The organism is Paenibacillus lignilyticus (assembly GCF_017942085.1).
GTDB lineage: Bacteria > Bacillota > Bacilli > Paenibacillales > Paenibacillaceae > Paenibacillus_Z > Paenibacillus_Z lignilyticus.
The window spans coordinates 1-17,792 of sequence record NZ_JAGKSP010000013.1 but is presented as its reverse complement, the minus strand read 5'-3'; the positions used below and the strand labels follow the sequence as shown (position 1 = coordinate 17,792).

Below are 17,792 nucleotides of genomic sequence, written 5' to 3'. Positions count from 1 at the left end.
TGATCTTTAACCTTTAGCCAAGCTCAGGGGATTCCTGCAGGGTTACCGTAGGTTCAACCATCCCGTGAAGCTCGAAGATGACCATTTCATTATCGCCTGCCCTAAGAAGAGGCGCGGGAACATAGAGCGTCATTTGCGGTCCAATGTCCCAGTAGCGTCCCAAATTAAAGCCATTGATGAACACGACGCCTTTGGTCCAGCCCTTCATGTTCAAGAAGGTATCGGCAAGCTCATCCACATGAAAGCTGCCTTTATAGAAGGTCGGTCCATTCTGCGGGGCTTCCTGCTCCAGCGGAGCATAAGTCAGCGCCGACAGATCATCGAGCGGCAGCGGATGGATCGTCCAATCATACAGAAATTGCCGCTCGAGGCGAACGCCTTCGGTAATGCCTTTCGGATCGTTCATTTTCCAGCCGTAATTGATCCGTCCCATATTCTCCACAAGCAGGCTCAATGACGCGCCTTCCTGCGGGATCTCTAGGGCAATATCGCCTTCCGCGATTTCAATCGTTAAGTCGTGCTTATTACGTTCAATAACGCCTTTGTATTCGTGGTCCAGGAAGACAAGTGCACGGTCGCGCACTTCTTGAACGACCACTTTGCTGAGCGGCCTTGGTCCGCTGACCCGAGTCGTGTAGAGAACAAACCCATAGTCTTGTCCGAGCTTCTCCATCGTTTCCGGATACACGCTCTTCACCGGATTCGATAAGACTTCAAGCACATCGAACAAGCGCGCTTGTTCCGTAAGCTGCACGGCGCCATAGCGTTTCGTAGGGATCGGCTCCGGAAGAAGCTCCGCCGGTATGTCGACGTACTTCGAGATGACATCCCGAATGGCCAGGTACTTATCGGTGATGGCACCGGATTCGCTAAGCATCGCGTTGTAGTCATAGCTGGTCACCGTAGGCTCGTAGGAGGTGAAGAAGTTCGCTCCGTTGTAGAAGCCGAAATTCGTACCGCCCTGGAACATATAGAAGTTTACGGAAGCGCCTGATTTCAGAATGCGGTCGAGCACGTCGGCGACATCATCATAGCCGCGGACATGATGCTCTTCGCCCCAGTGATCAAACCAGCCATTCCAGTATTCCATGCATACAAGCGGGTTGTCCGGCTCGTATTCGCTTAATTTATCGAAGGCTTCTTCCGGCCTTGAGCCAAAGTTTGCCGTCGCGAGCGTACCCGGCAGCGTACCGCCTTGAAGCATATGATCCTCAGGTCCATCGGAGGTAAAGAGCAGAACATCAATGCCGCGGCGAATCATACCTTCGCGCAGGTAGGCTAAATAAGTTTTATCGTTGCCATAGCTGCCGTATTCATTCTCAACCTGCATGGCGAGAATCGGGCCGCCATTGGTATGCAGCAGCGGAACTAAGAGAGGCATTAGCACATCGTAGTAGGCATCGACCCGGTCCAAGTACGGCTGATAGCGGCAGCGAAGCTTCATGCCGTCTTCTGCGAGCAGCCACGATGGCAGGCCGCCGAATTCCCACTCTGCGCAAATATAAGGGCTGGGGCGAACGATGACATAGAGGCCGATTTCGGCTGCGATCTCAATGAATCGAACGACATCCGCTATACCGGCGAAGCAGAATTGCCCTTGTTTGGGCTCGTGCATATTCCAAGCGATATAAGTTTCAACGGTGTTGAAGCCGCATGCTCTAAGCTTCAGCAAGCGGTCCTTCCAATACTCGGGAACGACGCGGAAATAGTGAATAGCGCCGGAGATCATTTGAAAATTCTTGTTATCCACTACAAATTGGCGTCCATCAATAGCAAATCGGCTCACTGTGCAATACCCCCTGTTAGTTAGCTAATACGGTCCTTAAACGATTTCCCATCCACAAGCAGGTGTCCCATAAGTCGGTTACCGGCTGATTCGTGAAAGGAAGCGTATGCATGTATCCCGGCGGACCGTATTCAGGCGTGACCGGCGTGATCTCATATCCGCCGGCTTTACGGATTTCGAAGATAAGCTTCCACCAGTCCTCATGCGTCTTGAGCTCCAGTGCATACTCAGGCGCTGCGGGATGGGGAACTTGCGGACCTTGCGCATACCCTACGCGGGCATGAATATGGATGGTTCGTTCGCTGGCCAGCCGGATCGCTTTCCCTTGATCAGGAAGCAGCGATTCACAGACGCAGCACCAATGGCTGAAATCCGCCGTGATCCGAAGATCCGGGAATAATTCCAGCAGTTTGGCCGTGTTCCATGGTGTGTACATCGCACGGTGTCGATGGGTCTCGTGTCCGACGGAAACGCCGGCGGCCTTCTGTTCGTGAATCGCGGCGCGGAAGAAGTCGGATTGCTCTTCATCTGACATACAGTCCCTTGCGCTGTGCGATATGACAAGAAGCGGGTTTAGCGCGGCTGCCCGGTTAACCCCGTTCGCAAATGTTTCCTTATGCTGCTGCAAGGATTGGCCAGTGGAAGCAATCAATGCAATGTAAGCCAGCTTATATTCTTGCAGCAGTTCTATAAATTCACCTGCTTGCTCCGGCGATGGGACAGGTGCTTCAACGCCGTCATAGCCGGCAGCGGCAATTTGTCGGATGCTTTCCCGGTAGGTGAGGTGCTCCATCCCCCATAACGACTTAAACAATCGAAGACTCATAAGCGCAGTGCCCCTTTCTATTAATCAAGTTCTATCATAGCAACGAATGAAAGGGCTTGCTATTTCAGATCGTCTTGCCTTTTTGCATAAATGTATGGCGAAATATGCTGTCGATGGGAGCGTAATTGCGACTACATTTGTATAAAAAACGCATACCATTCGAAATGGTTCGAGCCGTAAACGGCATGTTACGATTTGCCTGTCAGTTCATTCATTCAATCTGGGGGTAACGCAAATGAAGATTCATATCGGACAAGCAGAGCTGGAAATGGGCAGTAAATATATGACGGAGCTGCGCAGTGCCAATGATATTTTGGATAACGCGGAAGCGCTTCGCGAACGTCTGGAAGAGGATGGTTATCTGCTTATTCGCGGCTTTCATAAGCGTGAGGATGTCATGAAAGCACGGGGCGGAATCCTGAATAAGCTGAACGGCATGGGCCGGCTTGATCCGGAATTCCCGATCGAAGACGGTGTCATTGCAGCCGGTTCCAAGGGCGTTATGTTCGGCGGCGCGGCGAATGATGAAGATCCAGATATGCAAGGCTTCTATAACCTTGTGAACAGCAGCAACGTTATGGGCTTCTTCGACCGTCTTCTTGGCGGCGAATCCATGACGTACGATTACAAATGGCCGCGCGCTGTAGGAAACGGAGACTTTACCGGCGCGCATTACGATATCGTTTATATGGGACGCGGAACGAAGCAGGTGTATACGATGTGGACGCCGCTTGGCGACGTACCTTACGAGCAAGGACCGCTGGCCATTTGCCTGGGCTCGCAGCACTTTGACAAGATGAGATCGACCTACGGGCAAATGGACGTGGATCGTGACAATATCGAGCTGGGCTGGATCTCCAAGGATCCCGTGGAGTGCGTGGAGAAATTCGGCGGACAATGGGCAACTACGCCGTTTGAAGCAGGCGATATGATTATCTTCGGCATGTTCTTGCTGCACGGCTCGGTTAATAACATGACGAATCGATATCGCTTAAGCTCGGATACCCGCTATCAGCTGAAATCAGAGCCTGTGGACGAGCGCTGGGTCGGCGTGAAGCCGAAAGGTCATTACGCTTGGGGCAAGGAAAAGTCGAAGTCGATCGAGGAAGCAAGAAAAGAATGGAATATCTAGTCGTACTAGAGTGAACGCAAAGTGCTCCCTGCATGGGGAGCACTTTGTTCTCGATTCTATAGCAGGCTAGGTTCATTCCGGGTGATCATTGCGTGGCGGATACGGTTACAGAGAGAGGGGTCACACATGAAATCAGCACTGCTCGCCCGAACCAACGGCATGAAGTTATCTACGATTCTTAGCATATTTGTCGTCTTCATCGTCATCATTCCAATTACGCTCAGCAGTATCTTTGTGCTGCGTATGTACAAAACCGATGTCATTAATCAGGCTACCGAGCGAACGCTTCAGTCTTCGCAAACCGTTGCATATGCGACGAAACAGGAAATTAACAAAATGATCAGCATCTTCGCGGCGATCAGCATGGATCCGGATGTGCTGACGACCGCTTCGGATATTCAAACGACCACCTCGGTGGATAGACAAACGAATATCAGCAAGCTGCATAAAATTCTCAATAAGCATACGTCATCCGTCATGTCGGATGTTCTCTCCGTTAAATTTTTCTTCAAGGAAAAAGGCAGCTATACCTATCTAAGCAATATGGAAGGGAATGAAGTGACGACTCGCAAGACGGATTGGTATCAGTTGGCGCTCAAGAAGCCCGACAAAATTCATTTTCTTGGGGAGCAGCCCCTAGTGGTTCATAGCGAGAAGCTGCTTACCAGCATCATGACGGCTTCCTTCTCACCGAGCGTCTTTAATATTTTATCAAATGTGGAAGTGATCTATTTTGCATTTAGCGGAGGCGAATTCGAAAACATTCTGCTGCAGGATACGAATCGATCATCGAAAGTATTTCTGGTAGACGGTGACGGATCCGTTGTGACCTCGAACCAACAGCTTGCACGGCAAGGGGAATCAATAGGGCCGATTCTTCAGAAGCTTACCGGGAAATGGGGGCATTTTCTGAAGACGATCGATGGGAAGAAGATGCTGGTTACGTATGCCAATGTCGGCGAAGCCGATTGGAAAATCGTGAATATAACGCCTTACAGCGAGTTAATCGTGAATTATGAGAACGTGAACAAAATCATTCTGCTTGCCGCGATGCTGGTCATTGTGTCGCTGGGAGCCGTAGCCATCTATTTTGTGCGTAATGTCACGAAGCCGATCAACCGGCTCATGCGTCAAATGTCGCGCGTCATGGATGGCGATTTGACAACTCATGTACATGCCTCCGGAAGTCTGGAGCTGCTGACCCTTGGCAATACGTTCAATCATATGATCGTGAAGATTCAACAGCTGATGAAGCAGCATGAAGAACAAGAACGAGCAAAACGGATGGCTGAATTCTCGGTGCTGCAATCGCAAATTAATCCGCATTTCTTAATCAACACGCTCAATGCGATTAAGCTGATGGCGCTGATTAGTAAAGCGGACAATATTCAGAACATGACGAACTCGCTGATGCGGTTGTTATCGTCGTCGTTTAACCGCGGCGGGCGCCTTGCGAGGCTCTCGGATGAAGTAGAGAACTTGAAGCACTATTTATCCATTATGGAAATTCGTTATGGGAATAAGTTTGAAACGGTGTGGGAGATCGAAGAATCCGTGCGGACCTTGTTTGTGCTGAAGCTGCTCTTGCAGCCGATCATTGAGAATAGTCTGATCCATGGATTAAACGGGCGGGATCACGGCGGCATCATCTACATCTCGGCGTGCTTGAAGAATAATGCTCTTCTGGTTTGCATCGAGGACAACGGAGTTGGTGTGACGGATCAAGCCTTGGAGAGTTATCGGAAACAAGCGGAAGAGCCTGTCAAAGATCGCAGCTACAGCGGAATGGGCATATTGAACGTTCATCAGCGCATTCAGCTTCATTACGGAAAAACGTACGGCCTTCAGATTGAGGCGAGCGAACGAGGAGGCACGCGCGTTAAGCTGCTTTTACCCCTCATAAGCAGTTCTGATGATGAGGAAGTCATGTCGGCGTAGAATGGTTCAAAAAAGATCATGTTTACCTCAATAACAATCATTTGGATGCGGTTACATTGGCGTTATTATGAAGAAGGTTGAAGAACAGCAACCACAGATGGTCACTATAAACGGAGGGTTGAATCAATGCGTAACAAGAAGCTTTTTAATGTATTGCTGGTGGTATGTATGTTTGCGGTAGCGATGTTGACAGGCTGCGGAAGCAGCAAAGAGAACAACACGAACACAAGTAACAATACCACGGCTGCTGAGACAAACACAGAAGCAGACACAGCTGCGAATACGACGGAAGCTGACACGGCTAAGCCTGTTAAGCTGAAACTCGGCATGTGGGAAGCCAAAACAGATATCGAGTTCTGGACAGAGAAAGTGAAAGAGTACACAAAGCTGAAACCAAACGTTTCCATCGAAGTTGAAACGATTCCGGATAACAGCGGTCAATATTTGAAAGTACGCCTTGCAGCAAACGACCTGCCGGATCTGATGTACTTGAAACCGGCTCACTTCCAAATTTATAAAGATTCCTTGCTTCCGCTCGATGAGCTGCCGGCTTCGAAAACAAACAAATTCCCAGGTGTTATCGACGGCCAAACACTGGGCCTGCCGCTGGTATCCTTCTCGGAGTATGTTTACTATCACCCTAGTATCTTCGAAGAGCTGAATCTGCAAATTCCGCAGACGATGGATGAGTTCATTGATGTGCTTGAGAAAATCAAAGCCAGCAATAAATATATCCCGCTTGCATTGGGCGGTAAGGATGATTGGACGTTCTATCCGTTCGCCGAATTTGGTCCTCACATTCTTTCCAAGGATGAGCAATACCAAGCGAACTTGGCTACTAATGCAGAACCGTTCGGTAAGGGTTCTACGTTCGAGACGGTTGCAAACATGATTAAGAAGATCGCTACGGACAAATTGGCAGGACCGGATGCGCTGGGTATTGGTTATGATCAAGCGACTCAATTGTTCCAAGCTAAGCAAGCGGCAATCGTAGCGTTAGGACAATGGTATTATGCAGATCATCTGGCGAAGGTAGGCAATGACGATGACCTTGCGGCGTTCCCGATGCCTTGGAGAACTTCCGCGAGCGATCCGCTTCCGAACATGACGCTTGCCGATCAATACGTTTCCATTAACAAAAATTCCGCGAATGTGGAAGAAGCGAAAGCATTCATGGAATGGATGTTTAGTCCTGAAGTTTACCAACCGTATATCAACACGTTGAAAAACACTTCTACTGTTGAAGGCGTAACTTCCGATCTTCCATTCTTTAATAAATCGAACGAGGTAGCTCCATTCGTTCCGTTTATCTACGATGCTACTAACGAGAGATATGCGAAAGTAAAAGCAGCTGCACAATATGATGAGAAGAAAACGGCAGCAGACATCTTCGCGGGTAAAAACGTGGAAGATGTGGAGAAAACGTTGAATGGCAACTGGAAGAAAGCCGTAGAATCGATTAAGTAATAACGGAATAGCTGTGAAGGAGGGTGCTGTGGGTCAAACCATGTACCCTCTCTTATTCAGCAAAGCGGCAGGAAGAGCAGGATAGAGAGATTCGGTTACCTTGCAGGAGGGATGAAAATGAATTACCAGGCGCAGCAAAAATGGGTTATCTTCGGCTTTTTATTCATCCCTGTTTCATTGCTGTTATTGTTTTTAGTGTATCCGACCTTACAACTGTTTCACTATAGCATTACGAACTGGGATGGATATAGCTCCTCTAAGAGCTACATTGGCTTTGAGAATTACAAGCAGGTGCTTTTCTCGATGCCGGATGCATGGAAATCGATTAGTAACAATGGCATTTATTTTATTGTGCACACGTTGTTTATTCCCTTGGAATTAATGGTAGCCGTTCTATTAAATCGGGCCATTCGCGGAAGCTCGTTATTCCGCTTCACTATACTTATGCCTTATGTCGTCAACGGCGTAGCGGTAGCTTATATGTTTAGTTATATTTACTTTCCGATTAACGGACCGCTTAACAGCTTGTTGACTTCCGTCGGGCTGGAGAGCTGGATTCATGGCTGGTTGAGCGATTTGAAGCTGGTGAATTACTCTCTGGTTGCCGTATCGTTGTGGCGTTTCTGCGGGGTGCACGTGATATTGTTCCTGGCAGGTCTTCAATCGATTCCGCAGGATTTATACGAAGCAGCATCGATCGATGGGGCGAACTTCTGGCAGAAGCAGCGTTATATTACGCTCCCGGGTATTCGCCGAGTCGTAGAGATTATTCTCTTCATGAATGTCACGGGAGCATTGCTGCAATTCGATATTCCATTTGTCATGACAGGCGGGGGACCCGGCGTTGCCAGCAGCACCTTTGGCTTATTCTCCTTATTCACGGCCTTCAAATTTAATAATTTCGGTTTAGCCTCGGCTATGGCCGTAGTATTGCTGATCCTGATTATCGTGTTCTCCTCGATACAGAATTGGATCATCAAGGACAGGAGTGGGAACTGATATGTCCAGGTGGAGACGAAGCTTACCGGGAAATGCGATCTATTATACAATGTTTGCGCTCATCTTCGTAATTGTGTTCGTTCCGATTGTCCTCGTAGTATTCGGCGCCTTCAAGACGAGAACGGAGCTGTTTCAAACCACGCCGCTTGCCCTGCCCAGCAGCTTCTTGAACTTCAGTAATTTCAAGCTGGCTTACACACAAGGCGATATGCTGAGAGGGCTGTGGAATACAACGATCATTGCATTTATTACGCTCTGCGGTAACGCCATATTAGGCACGATGACCGCTTATATCTTGAATCGGTTCCAGTTTAAATTAAAGAAGGTTGTTTACGGCCTGTTTCTGGTCGCAATGATTATTCCTGCGTATACGACCGAGATCGCTCGGTTCCAGATCATTCATTCCATTGGGATGTACGATGCATTGAGTGCTCCGATTCTGATCTACATTGGAACGGACATTATGCAGATCTATATTTACATGCAATTTCTGGAGAAGATTTCTAGCCAGCTTGATGAAAGCGCAATGCTGGATGGGGCAACGTACGTAAGGATTTTCCGCTCGATTATATTTCCTTTATTGCTGCCTGCAACTGCAACGCTGGCGATTCTGAAGAGCGTAACCGTCATGAACGATGTCTATATTCCTTTCCTGTATATGCCTTCGAAGGAACTGGTCACGATGTCGACGGCGCTGATGAAGTTTGTCGGTGCGCGGGGTTCCGATTTATCCGCGCTTTGCGCCGGTATTGTACTCGTGCTGATCCCAAGTGCGGCGGTATACATCGCATTTCAACGTTTTATCTTTAAAGGCCTTATGGACGGTGCAGTGAAGGGTTAACAGGCAGTCTTAATCAGAGATAAGGGGGAAACGCTGAAGATGATCAATCTGATGATAGTGGATGATGAACCGTTAGTCAGACTCGTGTTGCGACATATGATCACCTCTCAACATTCGGATATTCATATTGTCGGAGAAGCATCGGATGGTCAAGAAGCGATCCATTTCATTACGCAGCATCAAGATATTGATATCGTCTGTGTGGATATTCAGATGCCCAAGATGAACGGCTTGCAATTTCTTCAGCAGCTGGGTCGGCTCGAGCTGGCGAAGCCGGTCTATCCGATCGTTCTAAGTGCATTCAACGATTACGATTACGTAAGGGAAGCGTTTATTAACGGAGCCAAGGATTACATGCTCAAAGCCAACATGGATGAAGCATATCTTGCGCCTATTCTGTCTAAAGCCGTGAATGAAGTAATGAAGCATAGAGATGCGACTCCGGTGCAAGCAGCCGTTGCTGAAGCGGATATGCCGGCGCTTCCTGACAAGAATCTGGAACCCTTGCTTATCTCTCTGTTAAACCATGAACCATTAGAGGCCTCCGCTCGGAATGAGGCCTCTGCCGAGCTGAAGGCCGTACTTGGTGAAGTGAATCTCGTTGCGGCTTCCGTTAAACTCTCTCGGATCAGCCTCAATGAAAGCTCGGCGGGATTTATTAAACAAACGATCCGGACGGTCATTGATTCTCAAGCGATCCGAGCCGTCATTCTGGATAGGCTGCCTAAGGAGTACACCTTGCTGATGGCGTTTCCCCATCAACGCAGCGAGACTGCCGCGCGTGAGAACATCCACGGTGTGCTGACGACAATCAGCGTGCGTCTAAAGCAGTTTATAAATGCCTCTGTCGCCATCGGCGTCAGCGGCTGGGGCAGAAATTCATGCGAGTGGCTTGATTTGGCGGAGCAGTCATCCAATGCCGCAGAGCTTAGCTATTATCGAGGGTTTGATAAAATTTTTTTTCCTGAGGCGGTACCGGTATCCAAACATTCGCCAGAGAAGCCAGCCGGATCACAATCCTTCCTGGACCAACTGCGGAGGACCAGAACTGAAGTGGTGAAGAGCCTGAAGGAGTCGGATACCGTGCAATGGAAGATGCAATATACGCAATTTCGTATGCTGCTCATGCAGGCCGACAGTATCAAACCCGAAGTCATCAAATCGGAGTTTACCGAGATGGTGTGGGAAATTGGCGCTATCCTGTATCCGAGCGGTTTGCGTTGGCAGCAGCTCCAAGAGGGGTTTAGTAATCCGCTGGACTTTATCGAGCAATTTAACACGATGAGGGACAGCTTGCAGTGGATGGAAGACATGCTGGGCAAGATCCATGGCTTAATTCACGAGCATGAATGTAAGCAGCTGGAGAAATACTCCCTTCCTGTCGCGAAAGCAAAAACATTCTTAGACAAGCACTATTGCGAGGATATTACCCTCCCTTCAATCAGTCAGATGGTAGGCGTCAGCGGGAGCTATCTAAGTAAACAGTTTTCCAAGGAAGTCGGCAGCAGCTTCATTCAATATTTGACGAGGCTGAGAATCGAGGAAGCCAAACGATTAATGGGAATCGGGATGAAAGTATCCGAGGTGTCCGATCGGGTCGGGTATATGAATCCGGAGCATTTCAGCCGTATTTTCAAAAAAATAACGGGTCACAGTCCGAAGACGCATCGCAGCGCATCTTCGGTCATGTAAGCGATTATCGAACTCTAATTATTAGTTATTTCCTTATATTACAAAGGAAAACTAATAATTAGAGTTTTTTTATTCCTATTCACATTGTAAAGGTGCAAAATGTACCGATGTACATCACTTTCTGTCCGATTCTTTCGCTTAAGTGATATTTTTCAGCAATAATATGCGAGAATAAACGAAAAATAAATCATTTCTTTATCAAATATCATCATTTGAATGCGTTTTCATTATCGGTAAGATACATAGTATCGTAGGAAACTTATGGAAGAGGAGGGTTGTATTCAAGGGATTACGCATGTAGAGCAAGGAGTAGACAGCTGTTCACGCGATTCTCAGTGGGCCGCGAGGTAACTGACAACGGAGGTAATGAATGTGAGGTTATTGAAGAAGACGTTAAGTATGATTACAACGGCGACACTTGTGTTCTCATCCGGCATGATACCCATGCAAAGTTTTTCGACTGTACTGGGCAGTTCGGTTGTTCAAGCCGCGCAAATCGAGCAAACCTATCATTCCAACTTGAATGATGCCGGTACCTGGATCCAATCCCAAGCACCTGCAACGGCTGCGATTACGGCTGAAGCAGGTAAACTAACGATCAACGAGCCGACGAATAACGGTTCGTACAAAAACTTCATTATCGATTCGAATTCGCCTGCGGTTGCGGACGGAGATTACACGGCGACGCTGACTACGAAATCAGGTGCAGCTAACCGCTATGGTATCGTAGTTCGCTATATTGACGCCAATAACTGGGTTTACCTGGGGAATGAACCCGGCGTAGGCTGGTTTATGAATTGGAAAAGCAACGGAACGGAAGATTGGTATGGTTACTTCGGGGCGGCCTACCCGATCGCGACAGGTTCGCCCGCAGTAGGCGTGCCTCTTAAATTGAATATCAACTATTCGGGCAAAGATTTTGTCGTCTCCATTAACGATACGCAGGTATTGGACAGCGAAGCTACGCCTGCATTCGTGGCGAAATCTTCCACTATTCCTACTGCTGCGGGTAAAGAAGGGGTTCTCTCCTTTAAATGGACGCATAACTTTGAGGTTTCTTCTTCCACGTTGAACTATATGGAGGAATCGGCGACGGAGCCGCAGCTGCTTACGTATACGAATGATTTCGAAAGCGGAACGGAAGCGAATCTGGCTGACAATGGAGCCGTAAAGACCGATACGGCGATCAGCGGCGCTGCTTCCTACTCCGGCATGGACGGTAAGTTTCTGGCAGCGCAGCAAACCGGCAATAATGTCTTCTATTTCAGCGACATGCCTGACATTGCCAATGGTACCGTCGAGATGAAGTTCGGCATCGACGGCGGAGCAGCGGAGCAATTCTGTCCTGCTGTACGCGTAAAGGATGCCACTCATTATTCCTTGGTCTGCCGCGACCCTAACGGATGGATCTGGGACGGATTCAATGGTTCCGGAGAGGTGTGGGGTACATCCCTGAATAAAGCGGAAACACTTGTCCCCGGCAAAATCTACACCTTGAAAGAAACGTTTAATGGGGATACGTACGAGATTTATTTGGACGGCAGAATGATCTACTCTTCTACGACAGGCAATAAGCTGCCGACTGCAGCAGGCAAAATCGGTTTCCGCTCCTACTACGGAGCGAAATCGCTCAATATCGATAGTGTGAAAGTAACGGATACCAACAATACCGTGGTGTATGACCGTAACTTTGACAATGAAACGGCGCCTGTTGCCAATATCGGAACGGTGACGACGAACTCCACCTATTCTTTGAAGACACCTCTTCCGGGCTTTACCGGCAGATTGGCTAAAGTAGTGACAACGAATGGGGCAAGTCAAGTTGTAGACAGCAAATCGCCGATGATTAGCGACGGCACATACAGTGCGAAGCTTCAGCTTGGCAGCACGTATACGAATGCCGGACTGCTGTTCCGCTACCAGGATGAAAGCAACTGGAGTGCGGTAAGAACCGACAGTGAAGGAAATTGGAAGCTGGTCGGCATGAATGACGGCACGGATGTAAGCTATGATTTAACAACCACACCGGAGCCTCTTGGCACGACGCCTCATCAAGTGCAAATCGATTATCATGGCGATCACTATGCGCTTAGCGTAGATGGAACTGAGCTTTACGCCGGTACACATCCCGGATTGTTCAGCTCTTATGGCCGTGTGGGAATTTCGACAAACGCCTTGGCGCTAACTACATTATTGGATGAAATGAAAGTCGATTATGATCAGACCGATGTATATACACCGCTTAAACCTACTACATACATCAGAGATTATACGGATGGCGTAACAGGAACTTGGAAAAACAACGGGGATGGATCTGCTTATACGCCGGCACCGTCCATTACGAATAATAAGCTCGTGTTTAATAACTTTTTCGGCGAAATTTATGACTATGATTCTCTTGAAGTGCAAGATGGCACTTATACCGTGAAATTGACAACGAGCTCCGCCACCGGTCGGATCGGTTTCTATTTCCGATATACGTCGCCAAACCAGCCATACGCGATGATTTACTATAACGGTAGTAAAGAGTGGGGCTGGCAAACGGACTCGGGACATTATGGCGTGCTCACGACCAACGGCCCGACCCTGCTTGCTGACACGGAATATACGGTAAAAATCAAGTATATCGGACAAAGCGTCAAAGTATTTGTCAACGATGTACTCGCTGTAAGCGGATCAGCTGACTTCCCTGTCGTGGAAGGCAAAGTGGGTCTCAGAAGCTGGTTCGATGCGAAGAAAATTACGGTCAGCAAATTGTCGCAAGAGAAATATGCGCCGCCGGTGCCTCCAACGCCGGGTGCACTGACGCCTATCACAATCGCATCGAGCAAATTAAGCGTCGAGCTCGATAATCGCTTCCCGGCTGTTCGCAGCTACACATGGGTAGGCGATGAAGTAACAGACACGCTCCAAGGTCAGAGCGACTTCCTGTATAAAGTGAAAATAAACGGTAACGAGAGCTTCGCGACTGTGGTAAGCGCAACGAAAACAGCCGGCGATACGGTAGTTTATAAGCTCAATGTACCTGTAATCGACGATAATACGGAAGCCGTAATCGGCAATGTGGATATGGACGTCACCTTCAAGGTTACGAACGGATCCGTTCTTATGAATACGCATATTAATGCGGAGCCGGAAGGTTATAAGGTAGTCACAATGGAGTTCCCGGATCAGAAATTGGTGACCGTCTCCAGCGCTAACCCGAATGCGCAAGGCGCATCCGTATGGATTACCGGGGAATGGAATCAATTCTATGAAGAGTATTATACGAATGATGCGGCATTCGGAGAGAAGCTTGCCGATCAAGAAGCAGACAGCAAGAGCAGAACCTATGGTTTCGTCAGCGATGGTAAACTCGCTGCGACAATCATCAATAATGTTATCAACCAACCTGGGAAAGTGATTATGAATATCGCGGCTCAAAATGGCACTTCGAACAAGCTGCTCTCAATGTGGAACGGGCAGTGGAATGTAAGAGGCGACGTCATTGACGACGCGAAATTCCCTCCTAACTATGATCTATCGTCCGAGATCATCATCACGCCGGACCGAAACAGCGATAGTACGGCGGATTGGAAAGACGCAGCGATCGAATACAGAGACAAATGGTCTCAGAACCTCCATCCCGGAGCAGACGAGATCAACAATTATGTATCCTATATCGCGATGAACTTCAACAGCTTAACGCAGGCTCCATTCTTAAGAACATTGGATAATGCGAAGAAGCTTTACAATCTCTACGACGGCTTTGGTCAGTTAATCCTTGAAAAAGGCTATCAGGCTGAAGGACATGATGACAGCCATCCGGACGTTGCGGGACACTTCGGTATCCGCCCGGGCGGACTCAAGGATTTCAACACGCTTGTCGATGAAGGGTTGAAATATAACGTTAAAGTCGGCGTTCATACCAACATTGACGGTCAAGACCCGGATGCTTATTATGCAGATAAAGACAAATGGACGAGCTCGGGTTCCGCCTATGATTGGGTCGATCCGACCTATGGGCCGGACCGTGCACAGGATCTCTCGACAGGAGAACTGGAGAGGAGATACGCGCAGCTTAAACAAGAAGTTCCTAATCTGGCAATGGTCTATGATGATGTTTACAGCGGAGCTGGCTGGCATGCGGATCAGTTCGCGAACATCATCCAGAACAAGCTGGGCTTCTGGTTCGCAACCGAGTTCTCCGGACCAATGGAACAGAACGTCATCTGGACGCACTGGGGAACGGACCCTTATTACCCTAGTAAAACAGACGGCAGTATGATCGTTCGTTTCATGAAGAACCAATATCAAGATACGTTCCAAGCGCCAAGTCCTGCAACGAGCGTGCTCCTGAGAGGGATGCTGCAAGCGGGTGTAGGTTCATGGCAGGGCAGAACAGATATGCAGAACGGGATCGATTTGTTCTACAACAACAATCTACTGACGAAATACATGCAGCACTTCCCGATTATGAACCTTACCTATGACAGCACGGGTATGGATCAAAGCGTCGTATTCAGCAATGGCGTAACGACTGCTTTGGATGAGTATCATGCAAGCCCATCCAACGCGAATCTGATTCTCGGTACGGCGTCCCTCAAGAAAGACGGCAAGAAAATTGCAATTTATGATGTCGTGCTGAACAAAGGAGCGGGCGACACGGGAATCGGACAATTGGATGTTCAGAATCAGAAATCCCAATTGTTCCTGCCGTGGGATCCGCAAAACGAATCGAAAATTTACTATTGGAATCCTAAAGGCGGTTCAACGACTTGGGATATGCCAAACAGCTGGAACGGCTTATCCTCGGTTGAGATGTACAAGCTGACGGATACCGGCCGCGTCTGGGAGCGTACGCTTTCTGTCGTGGACGGTAAAGTGACGATCGACAATACAACGGTTGGCGTTCCTTATGTCATTTATAAGTCCAAAGCGGATGAGCAAGGTTCCGCCATTCAGAAAGCTGCCGAGTGGGGCGTTGGCGGACCGGTCAAAGATCCGGGCTTCGACAGCGGCACCTTCACGTCCTGGCAGAAGGCTTCGACCACTAACGGGGCTGCAAGCCATGTTACCGTTGAGCACGATTACAACATGAACAATTATGTGAGAATTAGCGGTGCGGACGATGCGGCACTATCACAATCCGTAACCGGCCTAACCCCTGGTAAAACCTATACAGCGTCTGTATGGGCGGATATCAATAACGGCTCAGGCGGCAACAAAGACGATCAAACTGCAAGCACCTCTAATAGAAACGTGTCCTTACAAGTTTCCAATTACGGAGGCCCGGCAGTATCGAATGCCATCGATGCTTCAACGATTCAAAACTTGGAGGAGCCTAGTAAATTTAAAGGCACGTACTTCCAACGATTAGAAGTCGATTTCACGGCAGACCAATCCGGCCAAGCGACCCTTACCTTGAAAGCAGATGCTGCAACTGCGGCTACTTCCAATGTGTGGTTCGATGATGTGAGACTGTGGGAGAATCCGGGGAAAACGGATTTTGGCTCACACTACTTCTATGAGGATTTCGAGAATGTATCGGAAGGACTTGGACCATTTGCATTCCGGGCGAACAGCGGCAATCAGACTCATCTTGCGGAGAAAGCAAGCGATGAGCTGAAAGCAGCGGATCCGAATGTGAAGCAGCCGATGACGTATGTTATTGACGGCTTGTTCTCCTTAAAGTCGAACGAACAAGATCTCATTAACCGCACAACTTCCGTGCAAGAGATTGCGGCTACATTGCCATCTACGCTGAAGCTTAAAGCGAATACGACTTATAAAGTCGGACTGAAATACGAAGCGAACAAAGCCGGTTTGTATCAAATTTCGGCGAAGTCACGCTCTGGCGGACCGAAACAAAGCGTATTGTTATCTGAAGCAACGGGGACTGGAAAGAGCAATATCCCAGATTGGACATTCCCTATTATTAAATCAACCGGTACAGCCAATGCTGAGCTGACATTTAATACGGGCGATTACAGCGATTACTACATTGCATTTGAAGTTGTCAGAGCACCCGGCGCTCCAACGTTGTCGGCAATTGATGTAGTCGTGGTACTGGATGATTTCTTCGTGGATGATCTGGATGCTGCTTCGGCTAATCATGCACCGGTTATCGGTACGATTGCTCCGATCTCCGTACAGGCAGGAGAGACCGTAAGCTTTACTGTTCCGGCTACGGATGAGGATGGGGACGACCTTGCATTCAGTTCTTCGAATTTACCGGCAGGCGCAACGCTTGATGCCGAGACAGGCGAGTTCCAATGGGCGAACGCAACAACGGGCGATTACGTTGTGACGGTGCAAGCAACGGACGGCACGGCTACCGTTACCCGTGATGTTGCCATTCACGTAGGCGATGAAGTCGTGCCTCCGGTGAACCATGCGCCGGTCATTGCGAACATCGCAGCGATCCATGTGAACGCAGGCCAAGCGGTAAGCTTCACGGCGACGGCAACGGATGAGGACGAAGATGTATTGACGTACAGCGCGGCAGACTTGCCGGCGGGCAGTTCCATGGATGCAAGCACAGGCGCATTTGCGTGGAGCAGTGCCGCAGCAGGCAATTACGTCATCACGGTAACGGCTACGGACGGCGAATTGTCGAGCAGTACGGAAGTTACGATCGAAGTAACGACGGGGAATGTTGACCCAACACCGCCTACGCCGCCTACGCCGACACCTCCAACGACAATCGTGACGGAGGGACATGTAGAGCTGAAAGCAACGCCGGATGCATCCGGTCAAGCAGCGGTGAAAGTAACGGGAGCAGAACTCCTTCAAGCGGGCGAAGGGAAAACCAAATCCGTCACGCTAACGGCAGCGGTGGATGCTGCCAAACCGATTACCGGCATTGTGTTCCAGCTGCCGGCGCAGCAGGTGAACCAATTGGCAGACGATAAGAAATCGCTGGTGCTGGATGCAGGTCTGGCAAAGGTATCGTTCGATGCAGGCATGTGGAACGCGATCATCGGCGATAGCGGCAAAGAAGTACAGCTATCGGTGAAACAGGTCGACGGAGCGACGCTGAACGAGCAAACCAGAGCGCAGATCGGCGATCACATCGTGTACGACTTTACGCTAACTGTAGACGGCACTAAAGTAAGTCAGTTCAAGAAGA

Annotated in this window: 9 protein-coding genes; 7 read left to right on the top strand and 2 right to left on the bottom strand. The window is 49.0% G+C overall.

The window, feature by feature from the left end:
* Window positions 1–13: 13 nt before the first annotated feature.
* Together I8J30_RS24185 and I8J30_RS24180 are read right to left on the bottom strand one after the other, a co-directional pair.
* Window positions 14–1,786, bottom strand: a complete 1,773-nt coding sequence (locus I8J30_RS24185; RefSeq protein WP_210662520.1) for a glycoside hydrolase family 35 protein — start codon at window positions 1,784–1,786, stop codon at window positions 14–16.
* A 16-nt stretch (window positions 1,787–1,802) separates the two neighbouring features.
* On the bottom strand, window positions 1,803–2,612 hold the full coding sequence (locus I8J30_RS24180) for a sugar phosphate isomerase/epimerase family protein (RefSeq protein ID WP_210662517.1): 810 nt from the start codon (window positions 2,610–2,612) through the stop codon (window positions 1,803–1,805).
* A gap of 235 nt (window positions 2,613–2,847) precedes the next feature.
* On the opposite strand from I8J30_RS24180, the gene I8J30_RS24175 reads away from it, so the two are divergent.
* The 7 genes from I8J30_RS24175 to I8J30_RS24145 form a co-directional block, all read left to right on the top strand.
* Window positions 2,848–3,744 (top strand): phytanoyl-CoA dioxygenase family protein, encoded by an 897-nt coding sequence (locus tag I8J30_RS24175; protein ID WP_210662514.1) that lies wholly within the window; start codon window positions 2,848–2,850, stop codon window positions 3,742–3,744.
* 126 nt (window positions 3,745–3,870) lie between these two features.
* On the top strand, window positions 3,871–5,682 hold the full coding sequence (locus I8J30_RS24170; protein ID WP_210662512.1) for a cache domain-containing sensor histidine kinase: 1,812 nt from the start codon (window positions 3,871–3,873) through the stop codon (window positions 5,680–5,682).
* Between the two features lie 126 nt (window positions 5,683–5,808).
* On the top strand, window positions 5,809–7,149 hold the full coding sequence (locus I8J30_RS24165; protein WP_210662510.1) for an extracellular solute-binding protein: 1,341 nt from the start codon (window positions 5,809–5,811) through the stop codon (window positions 7,147–7,149).
* A gap of 117 nt (window positions 7,150–7,266) precedes the next feature.
* Window positions 7,267–8,148: a carbohydrate ABC transporter permease gene (locus I8J30_RS24160; protein ID WP_210662508.1), complete on the top strand. Its 882-nt coding sequence runs from the start codon at window positions 7,267–7,269 to the stop codon at window positions 8,146–8,148.
* Window position 8,149: 1 nt separating this feature from the next.
* Complete coding sequence (locus I8J30_RS24155; RefSeq protein ID WP_210662506.1) at window positions 8,150–8,989, top strand: carbohydrate ABC transporter permease; 840 nt, start codon at window positions 8,150–8,152, stop codon at window positions 8,987–8,989.
* Between the two features lie 39 nt (window positions 8,990–9,028).
* Window positions 9,029–10,681 carry a response regulator transcription factor gene (locus I8J30_RS24150; RefSeq protein WP_210662504.1) on the top strand — a complete coding sequence of 551 codons (1,653 nt, stop codon included), beginning with the start codon at window positions 9,029–9,031 and terminating at the stop codon, window positions 10,679–10,681.
* A gap of 372 nt (window positions 10,682–11,053) precedes the next feature.
* Window positions 11,054–17,792: endo-alpha-N-acetylgalactosaminidase family protein (locus I8J30_RS24145; protein WP_210662502.1), on the top strand; the 6,739-nt coding region annotated here is incomplete at its 3' end.

Excerpts from the sequence above, each read along its gene's own strand:
- I8J30_RS24165 (WP_210662510.1), top strand. The coding sequence starts at position 5,809 with ATGCGTAACAAGAAGCTTTTTAATGTATTGCTGGTGGTATGTATGTTT.
- I8J30_RS24175 (WP_210662514.1), top strand. The coding sequence starts at position 2,848 with ATGAAGATTCATATCGGACAAGCAGAGCTGGAAATGGGCAGTAAATAT.
- I8J30_RS24170 (WP_210662512.1), top strand. The coding sequence starts at position 3,871 with ATGAAATCAGCACTGCTCGCCCGAACCAACGGCATGAAGTTATCTACG.
- I8J30_RS24155 (WP_210662506.1), top strand. The coding sequence starts at position 8,150 with ATGTCCAGGTGGAGACGAAGCTTACCGGGAAATGCGATCTATTATACA.
- I8J30_RS24150 (WP_210662504.1), top strand. The coding sequence starts at position 9,029 with ATGATCAATCTGATGATAGTGGATGATGAACCGTTAGTCAGACTCGTG.
- I8J30_RS24180 (WP_210662517.1), bottom strand. The coding sequence starts at position 2,612 with ATGAGTCTTCGATTGTTTAAGTCGTTATGGGGGATGGAGCACCTCACC.
- I8J30_RS24160 (WP_210662508.1), top strand. The coding sequence starts at position 7,267 with ATGAATTACCAGGCGCAGCAAAAATGGGTTATCTTCGGCTTTTTATTC.